This window comes from Pseudomonadota bacterium (assembly GCA_039193195.1).
Taxonomy (GTDB): domain Bacteria; phylum Pseudomonadota; class Gammaproteobacteria; order Steroidobacterales; family JBCBZW01; genus JBCBZW01.
On record JBCCWS010000008.1, the window covers coordinates 51,068 to 77,757 of the forward strand.

25 protein-coding genes are annotated in these 26,690 nt (G+C 64.0%); 11 read left to right on the top strand and 14 right to left on the bottom strand.

What is annotated here, in order from left to right; all coding sequences use genetic code 11:
- Positions 1 to 68: 68 nt before the first annotated feature.
- Genes AAGA68_09580 through AAGA68_09605 form a run of 6 tightly spaced genes read right to left on the bottom strand, consistent with a single transcriptional unit; the run spans position 69 to position 5,513 of the window.
- Positions 69 to 1,067, bottom strand: coding sequence for a hypothetical protein (locus AAGA68_09580; GenBank protein ID MEM9385297.1), 999 nt, complete (start codon positions 1,065 to 1,067; stop codon positions 69 to 71).
- Entirely contained in the window at positions 1,064 to 1,615 is a 552-nt protein-coding gene (locus AAGA68_09585; protein MEM9385298.1) for an MxaK protein, read from the bottom strand. The genes AAGA68_09580 and AAGA68_09585 overlap by 4 nt, the downstream gene beginning before the upstream one ends.
- Positions 1,600 to 2,616 carry a vWA domain-containing protein gene (locus AAGA68_09590; GenBank protein MEM9385299.1) on the bottom strand — a complete coding sequence of 339 codons (1,017 nt, stop codon included), beginning with the start codon at positions 2,614 to 2,616 and terminating at the stop codon, positions 1,600 to 1,602. The genes AAGA68_09585 and AAGA68_09590 overlap by 16 nt, the downstream gene beginning before the upstream one ends.
- Positions 2,613 to 3,596, bottom strand: coding sequence for a hypothetical protein (locus AAGA68_09595; protein MEM9385300.1), 984 nt, complete (start codon positions 3,594 to 3,596; stop codon positions 2,613 to 2,615). The genes AAGA68_09590 and AAGA68_09595 overlap by 4 nt, the downstream gene beginning before the upstream one ends.
- A complete protein-coding gene (locus tag AAGA68_09600; protein MEM9385301.1) occupies positions 3,589 to 4,455 on the bottom strand; it encodes a hypothetical protein in 867 nt (288 codons plus the stop codon). The genes AAGA68_09595 and AAGA68_09600 overlap by 8 nt, the downstream gene beginning before the upstream one ends.
- 35 nt (positions 4,456 to 4,490) lie before the next feature.
- Positions 4,491 to 5,513: a MoxR family ATPase gene (locus AAGA68_09605; protein MEM9385302.1), complete on the bottom strand. Its 1,023-nt coding sequence runs from the start codon at positions 5,511 to 5,513 to the stop codon at positions 4,491 to 4,493.
- Between the two features lie 195 nt (positions 5,514 to 5,708).
- On the opposite strand from AAGA68_09605, the gene AAGA68_09610 reads away from it, so the two are divergent.
- The 6 genes from AAGA68_09610 (at position 5,709) to AAGA68_09635 (ending at position 12,729) form a co-directional block, all read left to right on the top strand.
- On the top strand, positions 5,709 to 6,086 hold the full coding sequence (locus tag AAGA68_09610; protein ID MEM9385303.1) for a hypothetical protein: 378 nt from the start codon (positions 5,709 to 5,711) through the stop codon (positions 6,084 to 6,086).
- A 216-nt stretch (positions 6,087 to 6,302) separates the two neighbouring features.
- Entirely contained in the window at positions 6,303 to 8,105 is a 1,803-nt protein-coding gene (locus tag AAGA68_09615) for a methanol/ethanol family PQQ-dependent dehydrogenase (protein ID MEM9385304.1), read from the top strand.
- A gap of 358 nt (positions 8,106 to 8,463) precedes the next feature.
- A complete protein-coding gene (locus tag AAGA68_09620; GenBank protein ID MEM9385305.1) occupies positions 8,464 to 9,357 on the top strand; it encodes a quinoprotein dehydrogenase-associated putative ABC transporter substrate-binding protein in 894 nt (297 codons plus the stop codon).
- 117 nt (positions 9,358 to 9,474) lie between these two features.
- Complete coding sequence (locus tag AAGA68_09625) at positions 9,475 to 11,187, top strand: OFA family MFS transporter (protein ID MEM9385306.1); 1,713 nt, start codon at positions 9,475 to 9,477, stop codon at positions 11,185 to 11,187.
- Positions 11,188 to 11,219: 32 nt separating this feature from the next.
- Positions 11,220 to 11,702, top strand: coding sequence for a hypothetical protein (locus AAGA68_09630; protein MEM9385307.1), 483 nt, complete (start codon positions 11,220 to 11,222; stop codon positions 11,700 to 11,702).
- On the top strand, positions 11,686 to 12,729 hold the full coding sequence (locus tag AAGA68_09635) for a hypothetical protein (protein ID MEM9385308.1): 1,044 nt from the start codon (positions 11,686 to 11,688) through the stop codon (positions 12,727 to 12,729). Before AAGA68_09630 ends, AAGA68_09635 begins: the two co-directional genes overlap by 17 nt.
- A gap of 50 nt (positions 12,730 to 12,779) precedes the next feature.
- On the opposite strand, the gene AAGA68_09640 is transcribed toward AAGA68_09635, so the two are convergent.
- From AAGA68_09640 to moaC, 5 genes are read right to left on the bottom strand one after another with little or no spacing between them, the layout of a single operon-like run.
- On the bottom strand, positions 12,780 to 13,409 hold the full coding sequence (locus AAGA68_09640; protein MEM9385309.1) for a phosphatase PAP2 family protein: 630 nt from the start codon (positions 13,407 to 13,409) through the stop codon (positions 12,780 to 12,782).
- 15 nt (positions 13,410 to 13,424) lie between these two features.
- The gene (locus AAGA68_09645) at positions 13,425 to 13,898 is read right to left on the bottom strand and encodes a molybdenum cofactor biosynthesis protein MoaE (protein ID MEM9385310.1); all 474 of its coding nucleotides are present in this window, start codon (positions 13,896 to 13,898) and stop codon (positions 13,425 to 13,427) included.
- A gap of 4 nt (positions 13,899 to 13,902) precedes the next feature.
- A complete protein-coding gene (locus AAGA68_09650) occupies positions 13,903 to 14,145 on the bottom strand; it encodes a MoaD/ThiS family protein (protein ID MEM9385311.1) in 243 nt (80 codons plus the stop codon).
- Entirely contained in the window at positions 14,142 to 14,783 is a 642-nt protein-coding gene (locus AAGA68_09655; protein ID MEM9385312.1) for an NTP transferase domain-containing protein, read from the bottom strand. The genes AAGA68_09650 and AAGA68_09655 overlap by 4 nt, the downstream gene beginning before the upstream one ends.
- A complete protein-coding gene (moaC, locus tag AAGA68_09660; GenBank protein MEM9385313.1) occupies positions 14,780 to 15,286 on the bottom strand; it encodes a cyclic pyranopterin monophosphate synthase MoaC in 507 nt (168 codons plus the stop codon). The genes AAGA68_09655 and moaC overlap by 4 nt, the downstream gene beginning before the upstream one ends.
- Before the next feature lie 145 nt (positions 15,287 to 15,431).
- Here moaC and AAGA68_09665 point away from each other — a divergent pair, with 145 nt between their 5' ends.
- From AAGA68_09665 to glcF, 3 genes are read left to right on the top strand one after another with little or no spacing between them, the layout of a single operon-like run.
- Entirely contained in the window at positions 15,432 to 16,943 is a 1,512-nt protein-coding gene (locus tag AAGA68_09665; GenBank protein ID MEM9385314.1) for an FAD-linked oxidase C-terminal domain-containing protein, read from the top strand.
- Positions 16,944 to 16,945: 2 nt separating this feature from the next.
- On the top strand, positions 16,946 to 18,067 hold the full coding sequence (glcE, locus tag AAGA68_09670) for a glycolate oxidase subunit GlcE (protein MEM9385315.1): 1,122 nt from the start codon (positions 16,946 to 16,948) through the stop codon (positions 18,065 to 18,067).
- A gap of 5 nt (positions 18,068 to 18,072) precedes the next feature.
- Positions 18,073 to 19,326: a glycolate oxidase subunit GlcF gene (gene glcF, locus AAGA68_09675; GenBank protein ID MEM9385316.1), complete on the top strand. Its 1,254-nt coding sequence runs from the start codon at positions 18,073 to 18,075 to the stop codon at positions 19,324 to 19,326.
- 22 nt (positions 19,327 to 19,348) lie between these two features.
- Here glcF and AAGA68_09680 read toward each other — a convergent pair whose 3' ends face one another.
- Together AAGA68_09680 and AAGA68_09685 are read right to left on the bottom strand one after the other, a co-directional pair.
- Complete coding sequence (locus tag AAGA68_09680) at positions 19,349 to 20,968, bottom strand: amidase (protein MEM9385317.1); 1,620 nt, start codon at positions 20,966 to 20,968, stop codon at positions 19,349 to 19,351.
- Between the two features lie 171 nt (positions 20,969 to 21,139).
- The gene (locus AAGA68_09685; GenBank protein MEM9385318.1) at positions 21,140 to 22,387 is read right to left on the bottom strand and encodes an SPOR domain-containing protein; all 1,248 of its coding nucleotides are present in this window, start codon (positions 22,385 to 22,387) and stop codon (positions 21,140 to 21,142) included.
- Between the two features lie 267 nt (positions 22,388 to 22,654).
- On the opposite strand from AAGA68_09685, the gene AAGA68_09690 reads away from it, so the two are divergent.
- Complete coding sequence (locus AAGA68_09690; GenBank protein ID MEM9385319.1) at positions 22,655 to 25,153, top strand: M1 family metallopeptidase; 2,499 nt, start codon at positions 22,655 to 22,657, stop codon at positions 25,151 to 25,153.
- Positions 25,154 to 25,155: 2 nt separating this feature from the next.
- Positions 25,156 to 25,656 carry a DUF6702 family protein gene (locus AAGA68_09695; protein MEM9385320.1) on the top strand — a complete coding sequence of 167 codons (501 nt, stop codon included), beginning with the start codon at positions 25,156 to 25,158 and terminating at the stop codon, positions 25,654 to 25,656.
- A gap of 6 nt (positions 25,657 to 25,662) precedes the next feature.
- Here the strand turns inward: AAGA68_09695 and AAGA68_09700 are convergent, their stop codons facing one another.
- The gene (locus tag AAGA68_09700; protein MEM9385321.1) at positions 25,663 to 26,619 is read right to left on the bottom strand and encodes a hypothetical protein; all 957 of its coding nucleotides are present in this window, start codon (positions 26,617 to 26,619) and stop codon (positions 25,663 to 25,665) included.
- Positions 26,620 to 26,690 lie beyond the last annotated feature (71 nt).

Here is a 26,690-nt window from a genome sequence, read left to right on the forward strand (position 1 = left end):
TGCAATCTCCAAACACCGCTTGCCACGGCGATAGGTCGGCTGGGAGAGCAGCAGTTAGGGGGACTTCTCTAGCTCCCTAAGCGAGTCCGTCGCTGGAGCTGCGCGCGGAGCGCCGGCAGCAGTAGGTAGAGCAGCGCAAGCGCCAGAGTGGCCGCTCCAAGCAGTGGCGCGGTCTGCGCGTCCACCGTGATTTGCTCGGCAAAACGCGACTGACGCAGCGCTCGAGTGAGCTCAGGCGGGCTTCGTACGCGCACATAGTCAAGCCTCGCTTGATCAGCTACGCCCTGCAGATATTGCTCGCGCAGGGACGACATGTGCTCGGTGCCGGCGGCAATCAAGCGCCGCACTTCGGCCGCGTTCTCAATCCCCTCACCCTCGACATCGCCGCTGCGACCGAGCTGGTAGTTGTCGAGCTGCTGCACATCCTCGGCCCGCCAGTAGCCGAGCACCTCGCCCTCCTCGGACATGACGGGGATGGGCATCAGCTCATCGCCGCCCACGCCGATCAACAGGCCATCCACCTGCTCTGCGTACTGCTCGAAGGGGACGTGGAAGGTCGGCGGTACCGGCGGGGCTTCGTGCCCGTCAGTGATGAACACTAGACGGATGTCCCCTTCCATCTCGGTCACCGACCGCATCGCCGAATAGAGCCCCTTTGCCACTTCACTGCGGGACACCCAAGCCAGGCGCCAATCCAGGGTAGCCAGCGTTGTCTCGAAGGCGCCGACGTTGCCACACACCTCCACGGGCGAGAACAACATCAGGCTACGGTGCTCTGTGAACATGGCAAGGCCAGCCTTGGAGCCACACGGCAAGCGCCGCAGAGACTGGCGGATCGCCGCGCGGGCGAACTCGAGACGCGGAACCGTCTCCCCATCGAGCTCTACATCCGCCACGTTCATGCTCTGCGTCACGTCGAGCACGAACAGGTAGTCAAAGCGGGGCTGCTCGATCCGCACCGTGGGGTTAACTGCGGCAGTCAGCAACAGCACCAGCATCAGGGGCAGCAGCCAAAACCGCGGCTGCGCCCACCACGCCCGACGCTCCGTCGCCAGCGATCCACTCAAGGCAGCTGCTCCTCCACCCGCATCGTGCTGATCGCTCGCTCGCTGCGCTCGGGGTTGCGTTCCTCATCCGCGGGAAGATCCGCCACCTCGGGCAAGAGCAACAGCGTGAGCTCCAGGTTGTACTTCGCATCGAAATCGCTCGGGTCTTCGATGAGAAGGTTGCGATAGTGCTGCTTGGCTTGCTCGACCAACGGCACCAACAAATCGCGATCCGACTCTACATCTAAGTTGATTGCGCGCCGCAGATAGAGATTCGCCAGGTTGAAGCGTGCGTTGCGGGCAGTAGCGTCGCCAGCCTCGCCCCCGAGCATCAGCCGCGACCAGGCCAGCACCTTCTCATCGAAGGCTTCGTCTTCGAGGGCATAGGCACGCGCGGCTAGAGACTGACGCGGCAATCCCTCTCGCGCTGCTCGCTGGTAGTCACGCGCCGCCAGCGCGTGGTTGTAGCCAAGGTCCCGACGCCAGGCATCCACCTCGAGGAGAAACAGCGCCATGAGAACCACCATCACGGCCCAGGCGCCTCGCACCAAACTCAAACTGTCGACCACGATCTCACCTGCGCGGCATGGGCCAGCAACATGATCAGCAACAAAGGCGCAGCCAGGGCAAAGCAGTAGGGCGCCAACTCCACGCGTGGATGCAGCTCCTCGTAAACGATTGGCAGACTCTGCAACCGATTCACGTCGTCGATCGCCTGCTCCAGCGCCTCGCTGTCCTCAGCATCGTAAGCGCGGTAGGGCGTGTCGAGTTGCTCGAAGAACCGGTGCAGCGCACGCGCCGGCGCGGTCGCTTCATCAAACTCCACGTCGTCGCCGAAGATACCCTCGCTGAATCCGGAGCGCACGTAGAGCCAATACAGGGTTACTTGGTGCTTGCGAAACAAGTTCTGCAGCTCCAAGCGGGTGGCCACGTCAAGCTTCGCACCGCCGTCGGAAATCAGCATGATCAGGCGTGAGCCGGTGTACTCACGCCCCTCGAAGAAACCTAAGGCACGCAGTAAGCCGGCGCCGATATCCGTCGACGCAAGGCCTCGCCCCACGTTACCCGCAGCGATGGCGGCCTGAATCATCTCCTGGCTTTCAGTCAGGGCCAGCACGGGAATCGGCGAGGAGCTGAAGATCGTCATCGCGTACATATCGTCCTGACGTCGCGCGACGAACTCCTGCAGCAGGCGCCGGGCGGTGGCCCCCTTCGACTCGCCGACGGCGAGCGCGGCCCCCGTGTTGCGGAAATTGGATCGCCGTCGGCCCGCCGCGAACGGTTGATCCATGCTGCGGCTTCGGTCCAAGAGCATCACGATCTGCGCGCCGGATCCCGTGCGCAGCTCCGCCACAGGAGGGCGATGCAACCCCGCCAAGCCGAGCAGGAGCAGCACGAGTAGCAAGGCGGGTGCGATCCGCAGTACCAGGGCTACCGCCTGGGACAATGGGTCCGGCGGCAGCAACGCCAGAGACGAGTATGGCACCGGTATTTCACGCCGCAGAAACAGAGGCAGCAACGCCAGGGGCAAGAGCAGCAAAACAGCCGGTTGGGCGAAGGCTAGGTTCACGGAGCGCTCAGCTCCAGCACGGACAGGCGACGACATACATCTACTAGTCGCTGGGTGCCTATAGGTGGCGCCCTATCGGGGGCGTTCGAGGTATCACCCTCAGACGTAAAGAAGAATCGATGGGAGTGCTCGAACACATCTGCTATCGCCCCCCGCTCGGTAGCGTAGAGCGGCTGGGCGCTGAAAAATTCATCCAGGTCATCACGCATGACGACGCGCCCCGCCGCTTCATTGACCGCGGCGTGAAAGCGCCGCAGACCGGCAGCTACTGGCCCCTCGGCGAACGCATCCGCGTCCTCCGCGGCATGCTTCGCCAAGTTGCGCAGATCCCGCAGCGCGGCGGTGAAGGGACGACGCCAACGCGCCAGCCAAACCGCGCCGAAGTGGCAGTAGAACAGGTACAAGCCAAGCACCAACACGGCCAGCCCCACGAGGCTCAAGCGAACGAAGTGCGCAGACCAGGGGGCAGGCAGCGGCGGCAGGTCGGCGCGCACGTCGGCGGCAGTGAGAAACTCCGCGTCCGTGAGGGGGACTACCGCCAGCTGCGTGAGAGACCACTCGGGCACATTGATCGGCACGCGACGCCCGGGGCGGGTCGTATACAGCTCCCAAGAGGGAAGCACCCGTTGTGCCGATTGCTTTCCCTCCCCTATCGCATTCGTCAGGCGGTAGGTGAGCGCCAGGTCGGTGATCAAACCACGCGAACGCACCTCCAATGCCACCAGCTCCAGCCAGAAGTTCACGCGCCCAACCTGGGGCAGTGCGTCGCGATCGAGCTGCCAACCGGGCTCGATCTTCAGTCGTAGGGTTCGAGTGAACTCATCGCCGACGAACCAGGCGTAGGCACGTGGGTCGTCTATCGCGAGGTCTTCCACGTTGGCCGCGCTAATAGGTACCCAGCACGTAAGCGCTGCGAACAGGCCTAGGGACACGCAAGCGCGGCTAAGACTCCTGGCCAAGGCGCGATTGATCCTATCCATAGAAGTAGCGACTCACCGTTTCCGCATCGAAGCGCGCGCCGAGCAGCAGCGGTCGACGGCCGTGCCGTGACAGCGTGCTGAGGACATCCTGTCGATGTTGATCGACCTCGATTTCTATGCGCTTGCGCAAGGATGGGCGCATAAACAGCAGCCGCTCGAGCCCGGATTCTGCGTCGCGCAAACGGACCAGGCCAAAGCTCGGCAGCTGGCGCTCGGCCTCGCTCCAGATGGGCACAGGAACGACATCGTGCCCGCCGAGCGCTGCCATCAACCGCTCGAGGTCGGAGAGGGGAAAGTGGAAATCTGAGAGCAGGAACAGCAACCCTCGCTGGCGAAGTAGGTAGTGAGTGGCCTCAAGCAATCCCCGCGCACCGTCGCCTTCAGGTTGGTAGGCGCGAAGGCGCTCGGCGTAGGCGAGGCCAGCGCCACGGCGCCGAGTGGTCGGCAAGCAGAGTTCCCGACGCACCTTCGTGTCCGCGCTGATCACACCGAAGCTATCGCCCGTACGTACTGCGGAGAAGCCAAGTGCTGCCACGAAATCCGCCATGAGATCGAGGGTGCCCCCGGCGGCGGCTGGCATCGAGGCGGAGACGTCGAGCAGGGCGGTGACCGGGATACTGCCCAGCTGACGGTAGGCTCGAAGGCGTAGGGATCGCTGGGGATCGCGCTGGGTCGCGAGCACGTCAAAGCGTCGTGGATCTGTGGTCTCGAGCAGCGAGACGTGCCCGTAGAAGTCGACGCCGGGACCGAGGCGACGACTCGCGTGGGCGCCCGGCAGCGGCCCACCCGAGCGCCAGCCGATGCGGTAATGGAACTCGCCTACGGGCGTCGAGGCTCCTGTCGGTGTGCTGTCAACCATTGCCCGGGTGGATGGTCCACGCGCAGCCGCCGTCGTCAAGGCGCTGCCACCCGATCGAGGAGAGACGCGACGAAAGGCTGAATCAGCGCCGCGCGCTGAAGCTCGTAGACGGGCTTGAAGAACACGCGATGGGCGATTGACTCGTAGAAGACGAAACGCAGATCCTCGGGCAACATCTGGTCGCGTCCCTCGAGCCATGCATGCACGCGCGCAGCCCGCAGGAGCATGCTGGAACCGCGCGGGCTCACCCCCGCCTCGATGAGTTCCGCCACGTCCACGTCGCTCAGGCGCACGCCGTAGGCGTGCGGGTCCGCAGTGGCCATGCACAGGTCCAGCGCATACTCCTGAAGACGCTCGGTGCCACTCACATGGTGTTGAATCGCGCCCGCGATCGCACCCAGGCGCTCGTGCGGCACCACCCCGGCCGGCACGGTGTCCACCAGCGCATCCGCGTCGTGGAAGCGCGTGTCGAACATCAGCTGTCGTTGAAGGTCGCGCTCCTGCGGTCGTTCGATCAGGATCTCCATGGCAAACCTGTCGCGCGCGGCCGCGGGCAACTCGAAGGTCTCCTCCTTCTCGACCCGGTTGCGATCAGCAAACACCTGCAGGAACGGGAGGGGGTGATCACGATTGAACGCCGCCACGCTGCGCTCGGCCATCACGCGCAACAGCAACGAATGTAGCTGCGGGCGAGCGCGATTGACCTCGTTGAAAAAGAACACGGACAGCGCTTCGCCGTGGCGCAACAGAGGCCCAGGTGCCACGCGCGGCTGCCCATCCTCGGTGATGTACGTGTAGTAGACGAGATCGCTCGGCATTAGATCAACGGTGCCTTCGATCCGCGAATAGGCCCCACCGATGGCTCTCGCAATGCAACGCAACATCGTTGTTTTGCCAACGCCAACGTCACCTTCTAGAAGCACGTGTCCGCGCGCGAAGACGGAGACGAGGATCAATCTGACCGCCCGTGATTGCCCCAGCAGAGCCCCGTTAACCGCGTTCTCCAAGGCCAGTGCTTGGTGGCGCGAATCACTTAGCAGTTGAGCGTTCGCCGTCACGAGCGTTGATCCCCATCACAGCAAGGATCGAACGGCTGCCCTACGCTACCGCCTCCCTGATCATGCCTACCCACTGCGCGCGCCTCCTGCTGCTTCATACGACATCTGGCAGCGGGGGTTGAACCGAAGCCAAGTGAGGCTGGTATCATAGGCAACCCTGTTTTGGGATGTCACACCGGCACACCAAAGGACGGAATGCACAACTCGATCACTGCCACGGCCGCCCTCGCCGGCGCCGCTCTCCTCACCGTTGCATCTGCATCCGCAGGGGCTAACGATTTTCCGACCCAGGCACGGGTCGAATACGTTTTGCAGTGCGTCAAAGACAATGGCGGCGAAACCTACAAGAATTTGTACGGTTGCGTATGCATGATCGATAAGATCGCGGAGCAGATGAGCTTCGCTGATTACGACGAAGGCACCACATTCGGCAACATGCGCACCGTCCCTGGTGAGCGCAGTGGCGTATTCCGCGACAACGCGCGCGGTCGCCGCCTGGGGAAAACCCTTGAGCAGGTGCGTGAAGACGCCGCGAACGCGTGTCTGATGAGCAAGGCCCGCGGGGAATCGTAACCGCTGGCTCGCGTTACGAAATTCCCACACTAGAAGTGGCATTGCTTTGGCTATCTGCGTGACTATACTCAGTCTTGACTCAGGCCTAGCCACAGTTTCTCCACATCGGTTTTACCGGCCGGAGTGGAAAAAAGGTGCTGGAGTATCCCGAGGGGAGTCCAGCCTTTCCAAAAGCCGACGGTTGTGTCGGCATCTTTCTCTGAGGGGGGAAAGTTAATGTCCAAGCGCTTTGTAAGCCTCGCTGCAGCTTCGGCTGTGGCACTGACGTCCGGGCTGGCCATGGCCAACCAAGACGTCATGCGCCTCACCAAGGACCCCAACAACTGGGCGATCTGGGGTGGCAACTACGCTGGTCAGCGTTTCTCTAAGCTCGACCAGATCAACACTGGAAACGCTCGCGATCTGCAGGTGGCGTGGAGCTTCTCCACGGGCGTGCTGCGCGGTCACGAAGGCGGCCCCCTGGTCGTCGGTGACACGCTGTACATCCACACCGCCTTCCCGAACAAGGTCTTCGCTATCGACCTTGAAGACCAGACCCTGATCTGGTCGCACGTCCCCGTACAGAACCCGGACACCATTCCGGTCATGTGCTGCGACACCGTGAACCGCGGTCTGGCCTACGCTGACGGCAAGATCTTCCTGCAGCAGGCTGACACCACCCTGAAGGCGCTGAACGCCAAGACGGGTGAAGTCATGTGGTCCATCAAGAACGGTGATCCGTCCAAGGGTTCCACCAACACCAACGCACCCATCGTCATCAAGGACAAGGTGTACACCGGTATTTCCGGTGGTGAGTTCGGTGTACGTGGCTTCGTAGCCGCCTACAACACCAGCGATGGCTCGCTGGCTTGGAAGGCCTACAGCACCGGCCCTGACGATGAAATGCTGGTCAACCCGCGCAAGACCACGGTCATGGGCAAGAAGATCGGCAAGAACTCTTCCCTGAAGAGCTGGAAGGGCGACCAGTGGAAGATTGGCGGCGGTACCACCTGGGGCTGGTACACCTACGATCCCAAGGAAAACCTGATCTACTACGGCACGGGTAACCCGTCCACGTGGAACCCGGTTGTCCGCCCTGGTGACAACAAGTGGACCATGACCCTCATGGCTCGCGACGCTGACACCGGTGAAGCTCGGTGGTTCTACCAGATGACCCCGCACGATGAGTGGGACTACGACGGCATCAATGAGAGCATCCTTGCCGACATCGACGTCGACGGCAAGATGCGCAAGGTGATGGTGCACTTCGACCGCAACGGCTTCGCCTACACGCTCGACCGCGTGACCGGTGAACTGCTCGTCGCCGAGAAGTACGACCCCGCGACCAACTGGGCAACCCACGTCGACATGAAGTCGGGCCGCCCGCAGGTTGTGGACCGTTACAGCACGGACAAGAACGGCGAGGACTTCAACACCACCGAGATTTGCCCTGCAGCTCTGGGTTCGAAGGACCAGCAGCCTGCTGCCTTCTCTCCGAAGACCAAGGTGTTCTACGTGCCGACCAACCATGTCTGCATGGACTACGAGCCGTTCGAAGTCGAGTACGTTGCGGGTCAGCCGTACGTCGGCGCTACACTGAGCATGTACCCCGCGGGTCGCGTGCTGGGTGATGGCACCAATAACCTCGGCAACTTCATCGCCTGGGACGCTGGCGAAGGCAAGATCCTGTGGTCCATCCCCGAGCGTTTCTCCGTGTGGAGTGGTGCTCTGGCCACCGCTGGTGACATCGTCTTCTACGGCACCCTCGAGGGCTACCTGAAGGCAGTGTCTGCTGACACGGGTAAGGAGCTGTACAAGTTCAAGACCCCGTCCGGCATCATCGGAAACGTCAACACCTGGATGCACAACGGCAAGCAGTACGTGGGTGTCCTGTCGGGCATCGGCGGCTGGGCCGGCATCGGCATGGCTGCTGGCCTCGAGAACGACACCGACGGCCTGGGCGCTGTGGGTGCGTACAAGAAGCTGAGCGACTACACCCAGCTAGGTGGTGTGCTGACGGTCTTCTCCCTGGGCAACTAAGTCCGGGCGACGCTGATCAGAAAACAAAAGCAATAAGCGTCTAAGAACTATCCCCGGTCATCGCAAGGTGACCGGGGATTTTTTCGTCTTAGGGCATCCATTGCCTCTTCACTTGGAATCGCGGCCCACACGGCACTCGATGACCGCGACATCGAGCACGGCGTAGAGGGGACTGCCTCGTGAGCGGGGCCCGCCTCGACGACAGCGCGGCCGACGACCACACACGCACGCTCGGGGTGATGCCGGCTGGGCGCAGATCCGAGCGTTGACGCGGCATTCGCCGACCCTACGCCTACCTCAAAGCGCGCTCAGGCGGTATCCTCGGCGCCGAACGTCCAACACGGAAACGTTGAAACTTATGAACACGCCCCTTGTTCGCACGCTAGCGCCTGTGGCGCTAGCCATCCTCGGCCTGAGTGGTATGGCCCGCGCCGACCATCACGTCGACGACAATGCCTTTCGCGTCTGCGCGGATCCCAATAACCTGCCCTTCTCCAACCAGGCGGGAGAGGGCGTTGAGAACCGAATCGCCAGCCTCTGGGCCGAGCGCCTCGGTCAACCGCTAGAGTACGAGTGGTTTCCGCAGCGTCGCGGCTTTGAGCGTATGACCCTACGCTCTCAAAATCCCGCCAATCGCTCGGGCTACAAGTGCGATGTGGTAGTCGGCGTTGCCAAGGGCTGGGAACTCGGTATCACTACCCAGTCCTACTACCGCTCCACCTGGGCCCTCGCCTACCTTGAAGGCGGCAAGCTGGATGGCGCACAAACACCTCAGGACATCATTAACCTGCCCGCGGAGCTGAAGGAGACGGTCTCGGCCGCCACCTTCATCGGTACTCCCGCCTCAGTGTGGCTCTCACGTCACGGCTTGGACTACAAGCTGCGTCCCTACCAGGCGCTGGATGCGGACCCCAACCGCTACCCTGGTCAGCTGATCGAGAACGATCTGCGCGCCGGCGAAGTGGACCTGGTCATCTTGTGGGGCCCCGTGGCGGGGTACTTCGCCAACCGCGTCAATACGGCCAGTGATGCTCCAAAGGTGGTGGTGATCCCGATGGAGTCTGGCAATGGGCTGACCTTCGACTTCACCATCGCCTCAGGCGTGCGCTACGGCGACGGGAAACGGCGTGAACAGATCTCCAACTTGCTGCGCGAGACACAATCGGAGGTCACAGCCCTGCTCACCGAGTACGGCTTCCCGCTCCTGCCCATTGGCGAGGAGCGCGAGGAAGACGACGACGATGACGACTAGGCGCCCCTAAGCCTCGTTCTTCGACCCGTGAGGCGGCGGCCGGTCGCCGCCTTTTTTTGTGTATGCTGCCGGGCCAGGCGAGTCGCAATGAAGAACACGAATCGGAAGGAGCGAGGGATGGCAGGCCTATTGTCGAAGGAGCGCATCATTGCCGGCCCAGGGTTCAACCGCTGGCTAGTGCCCCCCGCCTCCATCGCCATCCACCTGTGCATCGGCTCCGTGTACGCCTGGAGCATCTTCAACCCAGCATTGACCAAGTCATTGGGGGTGGTCACCAGCGCCGCCGATGACTGGACGCTCAGTAGCGTCGCCACCACCTTCACGGTCGCTATCGTGTTCCTGGGGATCGCCGCTGCCTTCGCCGGGAAGTGGCTGGAGCGAGTCGGGCCGCGCATGGTCGGCGTTACCGCTGCTTGCTGCTGGGGCGGTGGCTTCATCGTGGGGGGCCTCGGAATCCTCACCCACCAGCTCTGGCTGCTGTACCTCGGCTACGGAGTGTTAGGCGGCTGTGGCCTTGGCCTAGGTTACGTCTCGCCGGTGAGCACCTTAATCCGCTGGTTTCCGGACCGCCGCGGCATGGCCACCGGCATGGCCATCATGGGCTTCGGCGGTGGCGCGATGATTGGTGCTCCGCTCAAGGAGTTCCTCATCTCCACATTCTACAAGGCACCGCAGTACCTCGGCCCCATGAGCGATGTCAATTTGGTTACGGAAACGGGCAAGCGCTTCGCGGAGGTCGGCGGGGAGCTGCTCGAAGTGGTCGTCGTCGGTGCTAACGATATCTCTAATATGCTGGTTACGGGACCTGAAGGTGTTTACGTCGTCGGCACGGGAAGCGTCGGTCTTGCCCCCACTTTCTTCACGCTCGGCGTCCTCTACTTCGTGGTAATGATGATGGCCGCATTCGCCTATCGCATCCCCGCGCCTGACTGGAGCCCGGCGGGCTGGACCCCGCCCACGGACGCCGCTCGCAGCGCCAAGATGATCACCACGCGCCACGTGGATATCGATCAGGCACTTAAGACCCGCCAGTTCTACCAGCTTTGGATCGTGCTCTGCCTCAACGTGACCGCGGGTATCGGCGTGCTCAGCGTGGCGAAGACCATGATCAACGAGATCTTCGGCACTACCCTGCCCGGCGTGGTGGACGGCACGTTCGCCGCCACCTATGTGGTCATGATCAGCCTGTTCAACATGATCGGCCGCTTCTTCTGGGCCAGCACCTCGGATTTCCTCGGACGCAAGAACACCTACTGGGTTTTCTTCGCACTCGGCATCGTACTCTACGCCTCCATCCCCTTCGCCGCGCAGCAGGTGAGCGCCAGCCCGTCGGTGATCTGGCTCGTGTACTTCTACGCCGCCACCATGATCATCTTCACCATGTACGGCGGTGGCTTCGCGACGATCCCCGCTTACCTGGCGGATGTGTTCGGTACGCGTTATGTCGGCGGTATCCACGGCCGTCTACTCACGGCCTGGAGCATGGCGGGTGTGCTTGGCCCTCTCGCCATCACCGCCCTGCGGGAGTACTCGCTGCGCAACGCCCTCTCGTCGCTGGCGACGCAGGTGGACCCAGAGCGCTTCCGCGCGACCTTTGGCGCCGGCTTGGACCAGCTCGATGCGCTGATCAGCCAAAAGACGGTCACCGTCGCGAAGCTGATGGAGATCGCGCCCGCAGGCACGGTCGACCCCACGCCCAGCCTCTACAACCTGACCATGTACCTAATGGCTGCACTACTAGCGGTGGCCTTGGTGAGCAACGCGCTCATGTCGCCAGTGGACGAGCGACACCATATGAGCGACGAAGCCATGCGTCAGGCGACGGACTGACCGTCGCAAGGCCGTTCGCTACAGAGATCGCCATGGCTCCTGTGGCCCAAAGAGTTCACGCCCTACTCGCTGCCGGCCTGGCGCTGTCCCTAGGTCTTAGCGTCTACCTCTTGCTGCGACCCGCGGCAGCAGGGCCCGCGCTGTTGCTCGGCAGCACGCCTGCCCTCACGCACGCCTTCGCGTTCTCTGCACTGCTGTTGGTGACTGCCCAACCGCGCCGCCCACGGCAGCGTCGCTTGCTCCTCGGCGGATGGTTAGTGTTGCTGGTTGGCTTTGAATGCATGCAACTGCCAGCCGCGCGCGCTTGGGTGGGCGCTTCGATCCAATACCTGGAGAGCGGCTGGCCGTACCTGGCCTCACTGCTGCGCGCCCATGGCGCGGGTACCTTCGACATGTACGACGTGCTCGCCAGCGCCCTGGGCGTGACCCTGGCGGCCGCCCTACTTCGCCCTGTGCGAGCTCCCACCACGCGCGGGCTCACCTTATCGAGAGAGACTTATGCCGCATCTTCGTGATCATCGACCCGCGCTCACCATCGCCGTGCTGGTGGCAGGCCTGTGGACCTTGCTCGCCAGCAGCACCTTCGAGGACAGCGACCCAGACACACGCGCTAGGGTGAGCTTCGCCGTCAGCACCAGCCTCGCACCCTTGACCTTGGAAGACGGTACCGTCGAGTCCGTGGCCATGAACCTGCGCGTAGCCGGCGACTACGAGGACGATCTCGGCGACCCCATTACCATAGAGCGCAACAACCTCACCATCGACGTCTCCACCACCTTCGATCTGTCGGTGAACGCGGTTGACGGCGAGGATAACCTCGGCAGCGATGAGATCGACTTCGGCACCGCCTTCGAGGTGCTGCTCGATATCGACCAGGACCCGGACCAAGGCCAGTTCTCGGTGATCATCGACGGCACCACCACCCTGCTCACGGTGGAGAACGACGGCTTCACCATCGAAACCACTGGCAGCGACACCATCAGCCGCGACTTCGATGACTTCCGAGCCGCCATAGAGGATGAAGATGAGGACGAGCCCGACGAGGTACGCCTGTCAGCCGCCGCCTACGCTTTCGTGCCTCTCGCCCTGCAGATCGCGCGCATCGCAGAGGAGTTCGCCGACGACATCGAGTTCAACGCGGAAACGCTCGAAGGCATGAACCTCAACGAATCCCTGACCCTCACCTGCAGTAACAGCGGTGGCGAGCGGGTGATCATCTGGACTCAGGACGCCTCGGGCACCGGCGAAGGTGAAGTAGGTGCTGGCGACAGCTTCGAGCTGCGGGTTGAGAGCTGCTTTGACAGCCAGCTGAGCCGTTTTTTGGACGGGGTGATCACGTTGACAGACTACATTCCGATCGACGAGGACGCCGCGGAGCGCAGCTTTGGCGCGAGCCTCGATCTGGCTCAGCTGTTCATCAGCGAGGAAGAGGTCAACGTGGGCACCAACGCCTCCAGTACATCACCGCGAGTCGACGGCATTGTGATCGTGCGCTACGACGAGATAGAGATCGAAGTGGTGACCGATGAGGACACGTTCTAACGCCCGCTGCGGATGGCTCGAGAACGGCCTCCGGGGCCGCCGGCTACCGCTCAGAGCAGCTGCAGGTACGGCATGATCGCCTCGCGAAGGGCACTACTCGCAGCCGCGAGCGTCCAGCCGACAACCGAACCAGCTAACACATCCGAGGGGTAATGTAACCCGAGTACCGGGCGCGAGAGCCCGACTAGTATGGCGAAGGGAATCAGCAGCGAGGCGAGCTCGGGGAACGACGCCAGGCAGAGTACGGTAAAGCACACCGCGTGCAGCGTGTGGCCGGAGGGAAAACTGTACTGATCGAGCTGCCGTGCCACAGCGCGAATCGACTCGTGGGAAACGTGGGGCCGTTCGCGCACGAAGCGCCCCTTCATCCAGCGGTAGAGCAGCACGCCGACCATGCCCGTAAGCGCCATCTGTACGGTCGTGATCAAACCCGCCCGGCCGTAGGCTACCGGCAGCACGAGCATGAGCACGTACCAGAACACCCCATCGCCAAGGCGGCTCGCCAACCAGAACACGCTGCGCGCTATCGCGATGTTGCTAAGGCCGTTGAGACCTCGGCATAGCGACACCTCAGCTTCGATCAGGCGCCGTATGGCCGGCGAGGTCACCGGCGTTGGCGCCGGTCCATCGCCAGATAGCTTGTCAGCGCGACTGCTAGAGGTGCCGAAAAGCCTGCTCATGAGCTATCTAAACCCTTAGTTTTCACGACCGTGTGAATGATCGTCGTGCTCGCGGCCGTGGGAAGCAGCGCGCTCACAGTTGACCCAGCCGGAGTCACCGGCTGTGAAGTGCTCCTTCTTCCAGATGGGCACGCGCAGCTTTACCTCATCGATGATGTACCGGGCGGCCTGAAACGCCTCGTCTCGGTGGGCGGCACTCACGCCCACCCATACGGCCAGATCACCAATCTCTAGTCGCCCCACGCGATGGACACACCCCGCCTTGGTGATCGGCCAGCGCTCGGCAGCCTCTGCTAGGATGCGCGCACCCTCCTTCACCGCCAAGCCCGCGTAGGCCTCGTACTCCAAACGCAGGACGCCACGACCCTCGTTGTGGTCGCGCACCCAGCCCTCGAAAGCGACGTAGCCACCGCAGTGATCGTCCTGGGTCCGACCTCGAAGAACGGACACATCGAGCGCCGTATCCTCAAACTCGAAGAACTGACTCATCGCCTCAACCTCCAGCGACGGGCGGGATAAAGACGACCACATCGCCATTCCCAAGACCTGCATCCCAGGCGCAAAACTCTTCGTTGACGGCCACGCGCAGGGCGTCCCGCGAGACCCGCAGGTCGTGACGCTGGGCGAGCTCGAGGTAAAGGTCCGCGGGCGTGCGCGCGGCCGTCTCGACCAGCTCGGCCTGCGTGCCGCGTTGCTCACGCAGCACGGCGAAGTACTCCACCTTCACCTGGATCATGCATTCCCCTCCGCGCGCGCCAGGACCCTCGGCGCAAGCGCCTGGAGGGCGCGCGCGATGCGAAGGCGCTCATCGGGCGTGTTGGCGTTGTCGAGGCTGGCGGGATCGGCCTGCTCGATCAAGGTCGTGTTCATGCGCAGCAAGGCCTGGCGCGGACCGTTCCCTGCCTCGGACAGCGTAGCGGCGAGGATCGGCGCACTGGACGGCTCCCAGATGGCGCACAGCGGTTCCGGCAGTCCGTCGTGAGCACTTACAAACGCGGTCGCATCGGCCTGCGGATCGCGACACACGACGAGCGCACGCAGGGCATCCAGGCCCAAACGCGGCAGGTCACAGGCGAGCACCAACCAGGCCGCCTGGGGGTCGGCGAGCTGCGCTGCGCGAATGCCGCTGGCGGGCCCTTGTACCTCAGGGATATCGACGATCTGCGCGTGACGAGCACGCTCAGGTTCTTCTCGCTGATCCTCGCGGACCGAGAGCTTCACACTACCCTCCACCACGGCGGCGAGCATCTCGTGCGCCACCGAAAGCTGTGTACGTTGTTCGCGATAGCGCAGCAACGCCTTGTCCTCGCGCATGCGTCGACTGCGCCCCCCCACGAGCAGCAGGCCGTGCAGAGGCGCACTACTACGGGTCATTGTCCTTGCCCCTCGGCGCGGGCGAAGTCGCGCTTGCCGCCGGCCTTGGCCATCAGCTTAACCTCGTGGAGCACGATGTCGTGGGAGAGCGCCTTGCACATGTCGTACACGGTCAGCGCCGCCACGCTGGCGCCGGTCAGGGCCTCCATCTCCACTCCGGTCCGACCGCTTACGGCGACGTGACACTCGATGCGGACCTCGCCTGCGGCCTCGTCGAGGTCGACGTGGAGTTTGCAGTTCTCGAGGGCCAAGGGATGACAGAAGGGGATCAGCTCGTGCGTCCGCTTTGCGGCCATCACGCCCGCGATGATCGCCGTGTCGAAGACCGGGCCCTTCTTGGTCCTTCCGGCGCCGGCCTGCAGCGCCGCGAGCACCTCGCTCGGCAGAGCAACGCGCGCTAGGGCCGTCGCCGAGCGGCGGGTGACCTGCTTGTCGCCCACGTCGACCATGGTAGGCCGACCCGCCGCATCGACGTGGGTCAGGGATTGCGCTGAATCGGACACCGATCGTGCACCGCAGTGGAGAATGCTTCAGTGTACCCGGGCCTATGTGACAGTCACTAGTAGGCCTGCGCACGATTCACGGCTGCTAGACTCCTACTTACGTTAAACCGCCGCCCAGCGGCAACGACGCAGGACGCTTACCTCGATGACCACCACCGCTTACGACCCTGCCCTAGACGCGGTAGACGGCGCACGAACCGCTGACCCCGAGGGGCTTTTGCGGGCCTTGCGCCAGCACTTCCCCAGCGGGGAGGACATCATCACAGGTGAAGAAGCCCTGCGCCCCTTCGAGTGCGACGGCCTCACCATGTACCGCGAGCCTCCCCTCTGCGCCGTGCTTGCGACGAGCGCTGACATGGCCGCGGCCGTCTTGCGCCTGTGCCACCGACACGCGGTCCCCGTGGTGACCCGCGGCGCCGGCACCGGCCTCTCTGGCGGCGCCCTGCCGATGCGCCACGCGGTACTGCTGGTCATGTCGCGCATGAACCGCATCCTCAGCATCGACGAGAAGAATCTGACGGCCCGTGTCCAGCCCGGGGTGACCAACCGTGCCATCACCGAGGCCGTAGCGCCGCTGGGCTTGTACTACGCGCCGGATCCCTCATCCCAGATCGCCTGCACCATCGGCGGCAACGTGGCGGAGAACTCAGGCGGCGTGCACTGCCTGAAGTACGGGTTGACCGTACACAACGTGCTCGCCGCCCACATGCTCACGGCGGACGGCGAGGCGATCAGCCTGGGCAATCGCGCTCTGGACGGTCCAGGTTACGATCTGCTCGCGCTCACCCATGGCTCCGAGGGCATGCTGGGGGTGATCACGGAGGTCACCGTGCGCCTGCTGCCGACGCCGCCGAAGCGAACAGTACTATTAGCCAGCTTCGATGACGTAGCAACGGCGGCGCGGGCGGTGGCTCAGGTCATCGCCGCCGGCATCTTGCCGGCGGGCCTGGAGATGATGGATCAAGCTGCCACCTGTGCTGCAGAGGACTTCGTGCACGCGGGATACCCTCGCGACGCGGCCGCCATATTGCTGTGCGAACTCGACGGCAGCGCTGCGCAGGTCGAGCACGATGCGCAGGCGGTCAGCGCGAGCTTACGTGAAGCAGGAGCGAGGGACGTGAGGCGTGCCCGCGACGAGGAGGAACAGGAGCGATTCTGGTCTGGCCGCAAGGCAGCCTTCCCCGCCGTGGGCCGCATCGCCAACGACTACTACTGCATGGACGGCACGATTCCACGTCGCGCCCTGGCCGATGTACTAACGCATATCGAGCAGCTCGCCAAACGTCACGAGCTTCGCGTTGCCAACGTTTTTCACGCAGGCGACGGCAACCTCCACCCCCTGATTCTCTTCGATGCCAATGAAGCGGACGAACTTGCGCGGGCGGAAGCATTCGGCAGTGACATCCTCACCGCGTGCGTCGAGGTTGGCGGCACCATCACCGGCGAGCATGGGGTCGGCCGGGAGAAGATCAACGAGATGTGCCTTCAGTTCACGGAGGCCGAGCTGAACCAATTCCACGCGGTCAAGCGGGCCCTCGATCCGGAGGGGCTGCTGAACCCCGGCAAGGCGGTGCCCACGCTAGCCCGCTGTGCCGAGTTCGGCGCCATGCACGTCCACGGCGGGCAACTGCCTCACCCGGAATTGGAACGCTTCTGACGGTGCCCGCCCGCGAGCACGACGATAGCGATGCGCTGGTCGACGCCGTGCGCCTGGCCGCTCGGCGGCGAGAACCCGTGCGCATCGTCGGCGGCGATAGCAAACGCTTCCTCGGCCGTCGCACGCCCTATGCTCAGGAACTCAGCACGCGCGAGCACTGTGGCGTGGTGAACTACCAACCGGAGGAGCTCGTGCTCACTGCTCGGGCCGGCACGCCTCTCACGGCGATCAACGCCCAACTCGATTCCCACGGCCAACACCTGCCCTTCGATCCTCCCCAGTTCGGACCTGACACCACCTTTGGCGGCGCTATCGCAAGCGGCCTATCAGGGCCCGCTCGACCCTTCGTCGGGCCCGCCCGTGACTTCGTGCTCGGCGTGCGCATCATCAACGGTCGCGGCCAAGTGCTGCGCTTCGGCGGCGAGGTCATGAAGAATGTGGCGGGCTACGATCTGTCACGTCTACTAACGGGAGCTTTTGGTACGCTGGGAGTCTTGCTGGATGTTTCGGTCAAGGTACTTCCCGCGCCACGACACACGAGTACCCTCTGCGCCTACATGCGCGCTCGCCAAGCTATCGACTGCCTGATCGACCTACGCGCGCAAGCACTACCGATCACCGGTGCGATGTGGCACGACGGTGAACTTTCCGTGCGCCTAGCCGGCAGCGAGCAGGCGGTCGAAGACGCTAGAGCATCGCTAAGTAAGAGTATTCCGGCTCTCTCGGATGCTAGTACGAACGATCGCTGGCCCGCCCTTCGCGATCTCACTGCTAGGGCCTTCAGACGCACCCCGGAGGAAGGCCTCTACCGCCTATCCGTTGCACCTGCCTCACCGCCCGTAGACCTCCCGGGTACGTGCGTGATCGATTGGGCGGGCGCTCAGCGGTGGTTGGTCAGCAGCGCGCCGATCGGCATGATACGCAACGAAGCGGCGACCTTGGGGGGGCACGTCACGCGATACCACGCGCCGATGGTGGCGCAGGAGCAAGCGCCGTCGCCCGAGACCGTCGAGGATGCCTTTCATCCCCTACCGCCCGCCCTCTATGCACTTCATCGTCGCCTCAAGGCCGCCTTCGATCCGCACGGCGTGCTCAACGCCGGCCGCCTATATCCTGGAATTTGAACTCCATGCAGACCGGCATCGATGAGCACCTGTTGCCACCCCATACGCGTGGGGAGGCCGAGACGGCACTACGCAAGTGCGTTCATTGCGGTTTCTGCAACGCGACCTGCCCCACCTATCAGCTCACCGGGAATGAACTCGACGGCCCGCGTGGACGCATCTACCTGATCAAAGAGGTGCTGGAGGGCACGACACCGACGGAGCTCACCCAACGCCACCTGGACCGCTGCCTCACCTGCACCGCTTGTGAAAGCACCTGCCCGTCGGGAGTGCCGTACCACACGCTACTTGGTATCGGCCGCGAGCAGGTCGACGCACAAGTATCACGCCCAATGCGAAGGGGCATGAGCCGCAAGCTCATCCGCGGCATTGCATCGCGCACCTGGCTGTTCCGCACGGCGCTATGGCTGGGGCGCCGACTGCGCACGGCCCTGCCGGCGGCCCTGCGCACCACCCTGCCCACGCCAGGTAAGCGCCTGGCTCCGCTGCCGCAGGCGCCCACCTCGTCAGCTCCCACCGACTCGACCACGAGCGTATTGTTGCCCGGCTGTGTGCACCCGGTGTTGGCCCCTGCAACCCATGAGGCAGCAGCGCGCGTGCTCGTGCGCCTCGGCACGAAGGTGGTTTCGGGGGACAGGGTCGGCTGTTGTGGCGCACTCCATCATCACTTCGGCGATACGCGAGGGGCGAGGCGACGCGTCGAGCGCAACGTGGACCAGCTAATTCGCCTAATGGACGAAAAAGGTGTGACGAGGATCATAACGACGGCCAGCGGCTGTGGCGCCTTCATGCGAGACTACCCAGCGCTTCTCGCAGACCCACACACCGGTGAGGTCCCCGTCGACGCCCAACGCGTCGCCGGCGCCCTGCGCGACATCGCCGAGGTGCTCGACCCGCAGGAGCTCGCGCGGCGCACCAGCCCGGGGGCCACGGACGGCACCTCGCAGCAGTTGCATTGCCCATGCACGCTGGAACACGGATTGCACCTGAGCGGAACCGTGCGAGAGCTGCTGCAGGCAGTCGGCCTGGAGGCTAGGGCCGATCCGCACCCAGGCGCCTGCTGCGGCTCGGCGGGCGCTTGGTCCGTCCTCGAACCGCAGATGGCTCACTCGCTTGGCGAGCGCCGCGCACAACAGCTCGACGCCGACGACCCCGACGTGATCCTCACGGCCAACGTCGGCTGCCAGCAGCACCTTTCCCGCCACACGGGCACCCCCGTGCGGCACTGGATCGAAGAGGTAGAGGCGCGCACGCGCTGAGCGGAGCGCGCCGAACCGTGGCTTAGGGGAGCGTTGCGCGGTAGGTAGGCAACACCCGTCCACCGTGCTGCTGTTCGAAGGCGTAGGCGAGACGCAGAAGCAGGGGCTCGGACCAGGCTCCAGCGAACAGGGAGATGCCAATCGGCAAGCCGTGCACGTGGCCAGCAGGCACGGTGATGTTCGGATATCCGGCCCGGGCCGCGGCGCTCGAACTGCTGATCCCCACCCAGTTGTCCCCGTTCACCCGATCCGTGGTCCACGCCGGACCGTTGGTGGGCGCCACGATCGCGTCCAGGTGGTGTTCGCCTAGGGCAGCGTCGATACCCTCATCGCGGCTCATGCGCCGCACGGTCGCCAGGGCCTCGAGGTAAGCGGGATCTTGCAAACCCGCCGTGGCCTCGGCGGCAATCATGATGTCCTGACCAAACCACTCGAGTTCCGTGTCGGCATGGGCGTCATTGAACGCGATGACCTCGGCGAGGCTCTTCGGCCCCTCACCGATGCGCGTTGCCAGGTAGCGATTGAGCCCATCCTTGAACTCACTTTTTAACACCTGATACGAGGCCTCGCCGTAATCACTCCAGTTATCGATATCGACCGGATCGATGAGCTCAGCACCGGCGGCGCGCAGGGAGTCGAGCGCGCGCTCGTAGACCGCGTCCACGCCCTCGTGGCGTCCGCTCCAACGTCGCATCACACCGATGCGCGCGCCACGCAGGCCATCGCGATCAAGAAACTGCGTGTAGTCCGCGTGCAAGTGCTCGGTCGCGACGCTGGTGGCAGGATCGCGTGGATCGACACCGGCGATGCCGCCCAGCATCACGGCGGCGCCGGTCACGTCGATGGTCATCGGACCTGCCGTATCCTGCGAGGCGGAGATCGGTACGATCCCCGCGCGACTCACCAGCCCCACGGTTGGCTTCAGGCCGACGATTCCACAGGTCCCCGCGGGACACACGATCGAGCCGTTAGTCTCCGTACCGATCGCCCCGGCGCACAGTCCGGCTGCGACGGCCGCAGCGGAGCCGGAACTCGACCCGCACGGGTTGCGGTTCAGCACGTGGGGATTTCGCGTCTGCCCCCCACGGCCGCTCCAGCCGCTTGATGAGCGCTCGGAGCGAAAGTTTGCCCACTCGCTCAAGTTCGTCTTGCCGAGGATTAGGGCGCCGACCGCCTCCAGGCGCTGGGCCACTGTGGAGGGGCGCGATGGCATGCTGTTCATCAGGGCCAGAGAACCCGCCGTGGTCAGCATGCCGGCGCTGAGGGCGCCGGCCGTATCCACGTTGTCCTTGAGCATGAGCGGAATGCCGTGCAAAGGGCTGTCGGCCAGTCCGCTGCGGCGTTCACTGTCGCGAGAAGCGCCAAGCAAACGTGCCTTGCGGTTCGTCTCGAGCACCGAACGCAAGGTTGGGCCGGCGCTATCGAGGTTATCGATGCGAGCAAGGTACCCTTCCACGATAGATGCGCAGGAATAACGTCCGCTGTCCATCCACTCGCGCAGCTGCCGCAGACCTGCATCCGCCAGGATCTGCACCGGCGGAGGCGTGAGCTTGCCCCCGTAGGCCGCCGCACCGAACGCTCGCGAACTGGCCGGCGCCACAGTGCTAGCGATCGCCAGGCGAATGAAGTCCCGTCTGTCCACGTCGATTCTCCTCGAGCGGTCGTTAGCCGACGGACTCGGCTCCTTTGACCCGATGGTAGTCCGGGGCGAGCCGCGACGCGCGGAGAGAGACTCAAGGAGTGCCGGCAACCCGATACGGGAACCAGAAGCCCACTCGCTCCAGCTAGGAATTTAGCTAACTAACGTTGAGCCTCAGGGCTGCAAGGCTTGCAGTGCCCCCACACGTCGCATCCACGGGTCGCCGGTCGTCAGCAGTGGTCGCACGGCGGTGGCTGCCTCACCGGCCGCGGTCCGACCGTCGTAAAGGCCGAGCACTACGGCGTAGCGCACCGACCCCGCGGCGCGATAGGCCACTACGTAAAGCGTATCGTCCAGCTGCGCGCGGAGCTCGTCGGCGAAGCCTCGCGCCGTCTGTTCGGTGGACATGCTCGCCAGCTGAAGCACCCACGCCTGGGGCGCGGCATCTGCAAAGCTCGAAACGGAGCGAACCGCGGGCGCACTCGTGGCAGGGGGCGGCGCCGCCGGCGCCGGGGCCGGCGTCGACCTCACCTCCCGTGCCACCGGCCCGGGCTCGGCGAGCGGCTCTCGCGGCTCCAAGGGCGGCGCGACAACCTTCGCAGGCGGCGCAGTGCGCACGACGCCCTCCGCCGAAGAGACGCTAGAGCCGCTGCGCGTACGCCGCTCCCGTCGCAGTTCCGCTAGCTTGACCACTGCACCTTCTTCACCGGCCGCTGCCGCTCGGCGCAGCAAGTCCTCCGCTCGTGCTTCATCGACAGCGACGCCCATCCCCGAGATCAGGAGCGACGCCAAATTGTACTGAGCCTTTGGATAATTCTGCTCAGCGGCTCGGGCGAACCAGCGCGCCGCCTCCGCGTAATCCTTAGGCACGCCGTTACCGGTGGCGTAGAGCACGCCCAAGCCGTGCTCGGCGCGCGCGAGACCGCGACGCGCTGCAGCTTCGTAGAGTTCGAGGGCCTTAGCGTAGTCTCGCGGCACGCCCTTGCCCGTGTGGTAGAGCAAGCCGAGATCGTACTGGGACTCCGGCACGCCACCGTCGGCCGCCTCGCGCCACCAGCGCGCCGCCTTGGCGTAATCTAGGATGAGACCATCCCCGCTGTAGAACTTGGTGGCCAAGTTATGGCGAAACTCCAAGTCCATCCCCGGCGCCGCCTCCTCGTAGAGTTCGGCTGCCTTTGCGGGAGAGCGCTCGACACCTTGCCCGAACTCGTACATCAAGGCCAAGGTGGCCTGGGCGCCCGCGTCACCAGCATCGGACAAGGGACGGAGCAGGTCGAGCGCAAGCTCGTAGTCTCCTCGCCGCCAGGCCGCGCGCGCGTCATCCAGGGGATCGGCATGGGCCCCGCCAGTCGACAGCAGCAGCATGGCGAGCAGGGCGAGAAAGGGAACGGTCGAATGAGAGGTAGCAGAAAATCGCGTCATATTTTAGTTATCAGTAGGTCAGTGGGTCATGCGATGTCGATGCCTCGGACGGTGGGCCATCACGCACCATCGGCCGACGAACGGACCGTAGTGTAACGCTCCGAGGAGGCCGGACGCCCGTGTAGCCGATTCCCGTCTCACCTACATCACGTCCCAGGCAGCTGGCGACGCTTCATTGGAGTCATCCTCGATCCGCCCGCAAAGCCCCTATCGAACTGCTAGGCTTGGCCGCTTTGCTCATTACTTCTGACAGCCCGCACCACACCTATGACTCATCGTTTCCTCCTCGCACTGACGTTGCTGCTCCCCCTGAGCGTTGCCCACAGCGATGCTATCCGCCAAACGAAGGGCGACTTCTACGACGCCTTCCGCCAGCTCGGCGTGGACCTGCCGACGGCCAACGTCTACCGCACGGCCTCGGGCGCCCCTGGGGCGGCCTACTGGCAGCAGCGCGCCGATTACCGAATCGATGTCACGCTGAACGAGAGCGCCCGCCGCATCTTGGGTACGGTGGAAATCACCTATCACAACAATTCGCCAGACAGCCTTCGCTATCTGTGGCTACAACTGGACCAAAACCGCTTCGCCCCGGGTTCGCTAGAAGCGCGCTCGAACACAGCAGCCGATGCCGCCGGGCGCAGCACCTGGCGCGAAGCAAAGGGCAAGGGAAAGGACGTTCTCAGCTACAAGGCGATCGCCAAGCATCAGAACCGCCAAGACGTCGAATATGGCTTTGAGTTGGGCGCTGTTACTGACAATACAGGCAGCGCCCTCGCACATACGGTGGTCGACACGATGATGCGCGTGGATCTCCCCGAGGCCTTGGCGAGTGGTGAGCGCACGGTGCTGCGCATCGAGTTCGCCTTCAACGTACTACTCGAGATTCTCAACGATTCGCGCGGTGGCTACGAGTACTTCCCCGACACCGACACGGCCCTGTTCTTCCTCGCCCAATGGTATCCCCGGGTCGCTGCATACACTGACTACGCAGGCTGGCAGCACAAGCAGTTTCTAGGGCGCGGCGAGTTCACCCTCGAGTTTGGGGACTTCGAAGTGGCCATCACGGTGCCATCGAACCACATCGTGGCCTCTACCGGCGAGCTGCAGAACCCGCGTGAGGTGCTGAGCTCCACTCAGCTGAAGCGGCTGGCCGAGGCACGCACGAGCGAAGCCCAACCGGTCTTCATCGTCACGCCCGAGGAAGCATTGGCGAACGAGAAAACCAACAGCGGGGAGATGAAGACCTGGGTGTTTCACGCCGAGAGCGTGCGCGATTTCGCCTGGTCGAGCTCGAACAAATACGTTTGGGATGCAATGTCCCACCGCCAACCTGGCGCCACCCACGACAACGTACTCGCCATGTCCTTCTACCCGAATGAGGCAGGCGAGATCTGGGCTAAGTACTCCACCCATGCGGTCAAGCACACCATGGAGGTCTACTCACGCTTCTCCTTCGACTACCCCTACCCCACCGCCCAGTCCGTCAACACCTGGAAGAGCGGCGGCATGGAGTACCCGATGATCACCTTCAACGGCTATCGGGAAGAAGAAGTGGAGGCGGATGCGGAGGACCTGGTCGAGGACGCGCGGAAGAGCACCTACTCACGCAAAACTAAGTACGGCCTGATCGGTGTGATCATCCATGAGATCGGCCACATCTATTTCCCCATGACGGTGAACTCGGACGAGCGCCAGTGGACCTGGATGGACGAGGGCATCAACAGCTTTTTGGACTACCTATCCGCATGGGAGTGGGAGGAGAACTACCCCGCCTATCGGCCGAACCATGTCAACGTGCTGGACTACGTCACCGATTACATGACCAGTGAAGATCAGGTGCCGATCATGACCAACTCCGATTCGGTGCTTCACCTTGGTCCCAACGCCTACACCAAGCCGACTGCGGCCCTGGTCGTCTTACGCGAAACCGTAATGGGTCGTGAGCTGTTCGACTTCGCCTTCAAGGAGTACTCGCGACGGTGGCGCTTCAAGCGCCCCACGCCAGCGGACTTCTTCCGCACCATGGAAGACGCCTCGGGCGTCGATCTAGATTGGTTCTGGCGCGGTTGGTTCTACTCCACGGATCACGTGGATGTGGCCATCAGCGACGTGCGCGAGTACCAGGTCTCCAGCACCGACCCCGAGGTGGAGAGCCCCCTGGCCCGCGCGGAGCGCGCGCGAGAGGTGCCGGAAGCGATCGGTCAGCGTCGCAACCGAGAGGAGCGCCGTGCCACCTACCTCCAACGCCATCCGGAGCTCGCCGACTTCTACAATCTGAATGACGAGTTCACCACAACCAATAGGGCGCGCAACGACCACGGCGAACTCCTCGAGGGCTTGGATGACTGGGAGTACGAGGCCTTGCGCCGCGCGGTGGCGGAACAGCAGTACATATACTTTGTCGAGTTCGACAATCTCGGCGGCCTGCCTACGCCCCTGCCCCTGGAGATCACCAACGCGGACGGATCGCAGGAATCGCTCATGCTCCCCGCAGAGATCTGGCGCCGCGACATCGCTCGCATCACCAAGCTGCTGGTTCGAGATCAGCCGATCAGCGCCATCTCCCTAGACCCCCAGCACCAGACCGCCGATGCAGACTTCTCCAACAACCACTTCCCCCGGCGGATCGAGCGCTCGCGCATCGAGCTGTACAAGGAGGAAGACGAGACCCGCAACCTCATGCGTGAGACCTTGGACAAGCTGCGCGAACGCAAGGCTGGTGAGGACGGCGTGATTCGCACGGTGCCGTTGACCGATACGCCGTGAGGATGCTGGCCGTATGCGCGAAGCAAGCGCTCGTTGCGCTGCTTGCTGTGGCGAGCATCAGCGCAGCCGACGCCCACCGCAGTCCGGGCAGCGTCAGTCGGATCACCTGGAACCCGCGCAGCGGCCTGACGGAGATCACCCACCGCCTGCACGTGCACGATGCGGCCCTCGGGGTAGCGCAGGTGGAAGGGCTAGAGCGTCTAGAGCTCAGCCGTCTAGCAGATCGGGCCCGGGCTGCCCTGTATGTGGAAGCACGCTTCGCCGTGGAGCTCGCCGGCAAGCCGGTGGCCCTGCGCACCTTAGGCGCAGAGCTAAGCGATGACTACCTGCTCGTGTACCAGGAGACAGAGCGGCGCATGAGCGAGGAAGTCCGCGTGGCCAACGGCATTCTGCGTGATGCCTTCAGCGGCCAAATCAATGAAGTCAACATCCACCTTGGCGACGGCGTTCGCACGCTGCGCTTCGCGGGTGACGACGGCTGGCTGGGGCTGCTCGAACGCTGAACTTGCCTATGGGGACTCGCCGGCGCGCCCGCGTCCCTTGCGCCTCGCCTCTTTTCGAGCAGCGCGACCCTGGCGCTTCTCCGTCTCCTTTTCCGCCCGCGCCTGCTGCCGCGCTCGCGCCTCGGGCGACACGGACAGTGTCTTTAGGCTCTCCAGCACATCGACTTCCCCCTCCGCGAGCAAAGTCTCGAAGTTCTCCCGGCACACGGTCCAGGTCGCACCGATGATCGCCAGCAGGACGACGCCCATCAGCAGCGCGTAGGTGAGCACATCAGCAAGGTCACCTAACCAGTCCGGTGGGTACCAGCCGGTCGCCGCACCGATCATGGCGCTCGCGATGGGACCGACGATACCAATCTCGACCAGCACCAGCACCATGACCCACATGGTGATCGAGAAGACGAACAGACGGACGGCCAGATCCCGCAGGGCTCGCCACCAGTTGCGCCGGTAGCAAAGGGTGGCGATTGCTACCGCATAACCTGCAGCTACCGAGAGCATGTCAGCCAACACTCGCGCGACGGCGTCGGCGATCTCCAATGGGTCAGGCGCCCCCCCCAAAAGAGCAGGCATGCTCACCGCGCCCCGCCATGCTTGAGCCAGGACCAAGACCGCAATCGCCGGCCCAATGGACGCGGCTAGCCAGGGAAAATCCCCCGAACCCGCCTCTTTCGTACGAAACAGATAGCGCCGAATGAGTGCAGCTTGGGCGGCACCGATCATCACTGCAGCCGGGTTTACGGCGCCGTTGAGGTCTATCGACGGCACCAGCATTGCCAGCAGCTCACCAGCCAACACCCCGAAGACCGCTAGCGCCAGCAAGTTTCGCCGCGGTGTGTGGCCGAACACGAGATGCAGTCGTCCCTGCTCGTGCCGCTCGCCGAACACCACGCCACGCACGGAGGGCACCATATCCGCCAGGCCATCGCGCGCCACCGAGCGCAGCCACTTCAAATCGTACATGGGGCTAGTTTAGCGTCCGATTGGGGCTGCGGTGATGCCGTCCACTCACCGCAGTGCGTACTGATCGACAG

Coding starts and splice junctions, on each gene's coding strand:
- AAGA68_09645 (MEM9385310.1), bottom strand. CDS start 13,898: ATGAGTCAGTTCTTCGAGTTTGAGGATACGGCGCTCGATGTGTCCGTT.
- AAGA68_09695 (MEM9385320.1), top strand. CDS start 25,156: ATGCTGGCCGTATGCGCGAAGCAAGCGCTCGTTGCGCTGCTTGCTGTG.
- AAGA68_09650 (MEM9385311.1), bottom strand. CDS start 14,145: ATGATCCAGGTGAAGGTGGAGTACTTCGCCGTGCTGCGTGAGCAACGC.
- AAGA68_09620 (MEM9385305.1), top strand. CDS start 8,464: ATGAACACGCCCCTTGTTCGCACGCTAGCGCCTGTGGCGCTAGCCATC.
- AAGA68_09595 (MEM9385300.1), bottom strand. CDS start 3,596: ATGGATAGGATCAATCGCGCCTTGGCCAGGAGTCTTAGCCGCGCTTGC.
- AAGA68_09685 (MEM9385318.1), bottom strand. CDS start 22,387: ATGACGCGATTTTCTGCTACCTCTCATTCGACCGTTCCCTTTCTCGCC.
- AAGA68_09700 (MEM9385321.1), bottom strand. CDS start 26,619: ATGTACGATTTGAAGTGGCTGCGCTCGGTGGCGCGCGATGGCCTGGCG.
- AAGA68_09635 (MEM9385308.1), top strand. CDS start 11,686: ATGCCGCATCTTCGTGATCATCGACCCGCGCTCACCATCGCCGTGCTG.
- AAGA68_09610 (MEM9385303.1), top strand. CDS start 5,709: ATGCACAACTCGATCACTGCCACGGCCGCCCTCGCCGGCGCCGCTCTC.
- AAGA68_09640 (MEM9385309.1), bottom strand. CDS start 13,409: ATGAGCAGGCTTTTCGGCACCTCTAGCAGTCGCGCTGACAAGCTATCT.
- AAGA68_09615 (MEM9385304.1), top strand. CDS start 6,303: ATGTCCAAGCGCTTTGTAAGCCTCGCTGCAGCTTCGGCTGTGGCACTG.
- AAGA68_09665 (MEM9385314.1), top strand. CDS start 15,432: ATGACCACCACCGCTTACGACCCTGCCCTAGACGCGGTAGACGGCGCA.
- AAGA68_09630 (MEM9385307.1), top strand. CDS start 11,220: ATGGCTCCTGTGGCCCAAAGAGTTCACGCCCTACTCGCTGCCGGCCTG.
- glcF (MEM9385316.1), top strand. CDS start 18,073: ATGCAGACCGGCATCGATGAGCACCTGTTGCCACCCCATACGCGTGGG.
- AAGA68_09655 (MEM9385312.1), bottom strand. CDS start 14,783: ATGACCCGTAGTAGTGCGCCTCTGCACGGCCTGCTGCTCGTGGGGGGG.
- AAGA68_09600 (MEM9385301.1), bottom strand. CDS start 4,455: ATGGTTGACAGCACACCGACAGGAGCCTCGACGCCCGTAGGCGAGTTC.
- AAGA68_09690 (MEM9385319.1), top strand. CDS start 22,655: ATGACTCATCGTTTCCTCCTCGCACTGACGTTGCTGCTCCCCCTGAGC.
- AAGA68_09625 (MEM9385306.1), top strand. CDS start 9,475: ATGGCAGGCCTATTGTCGAAGGAGCGCATCATTGCCGGCCCAGGGTTC.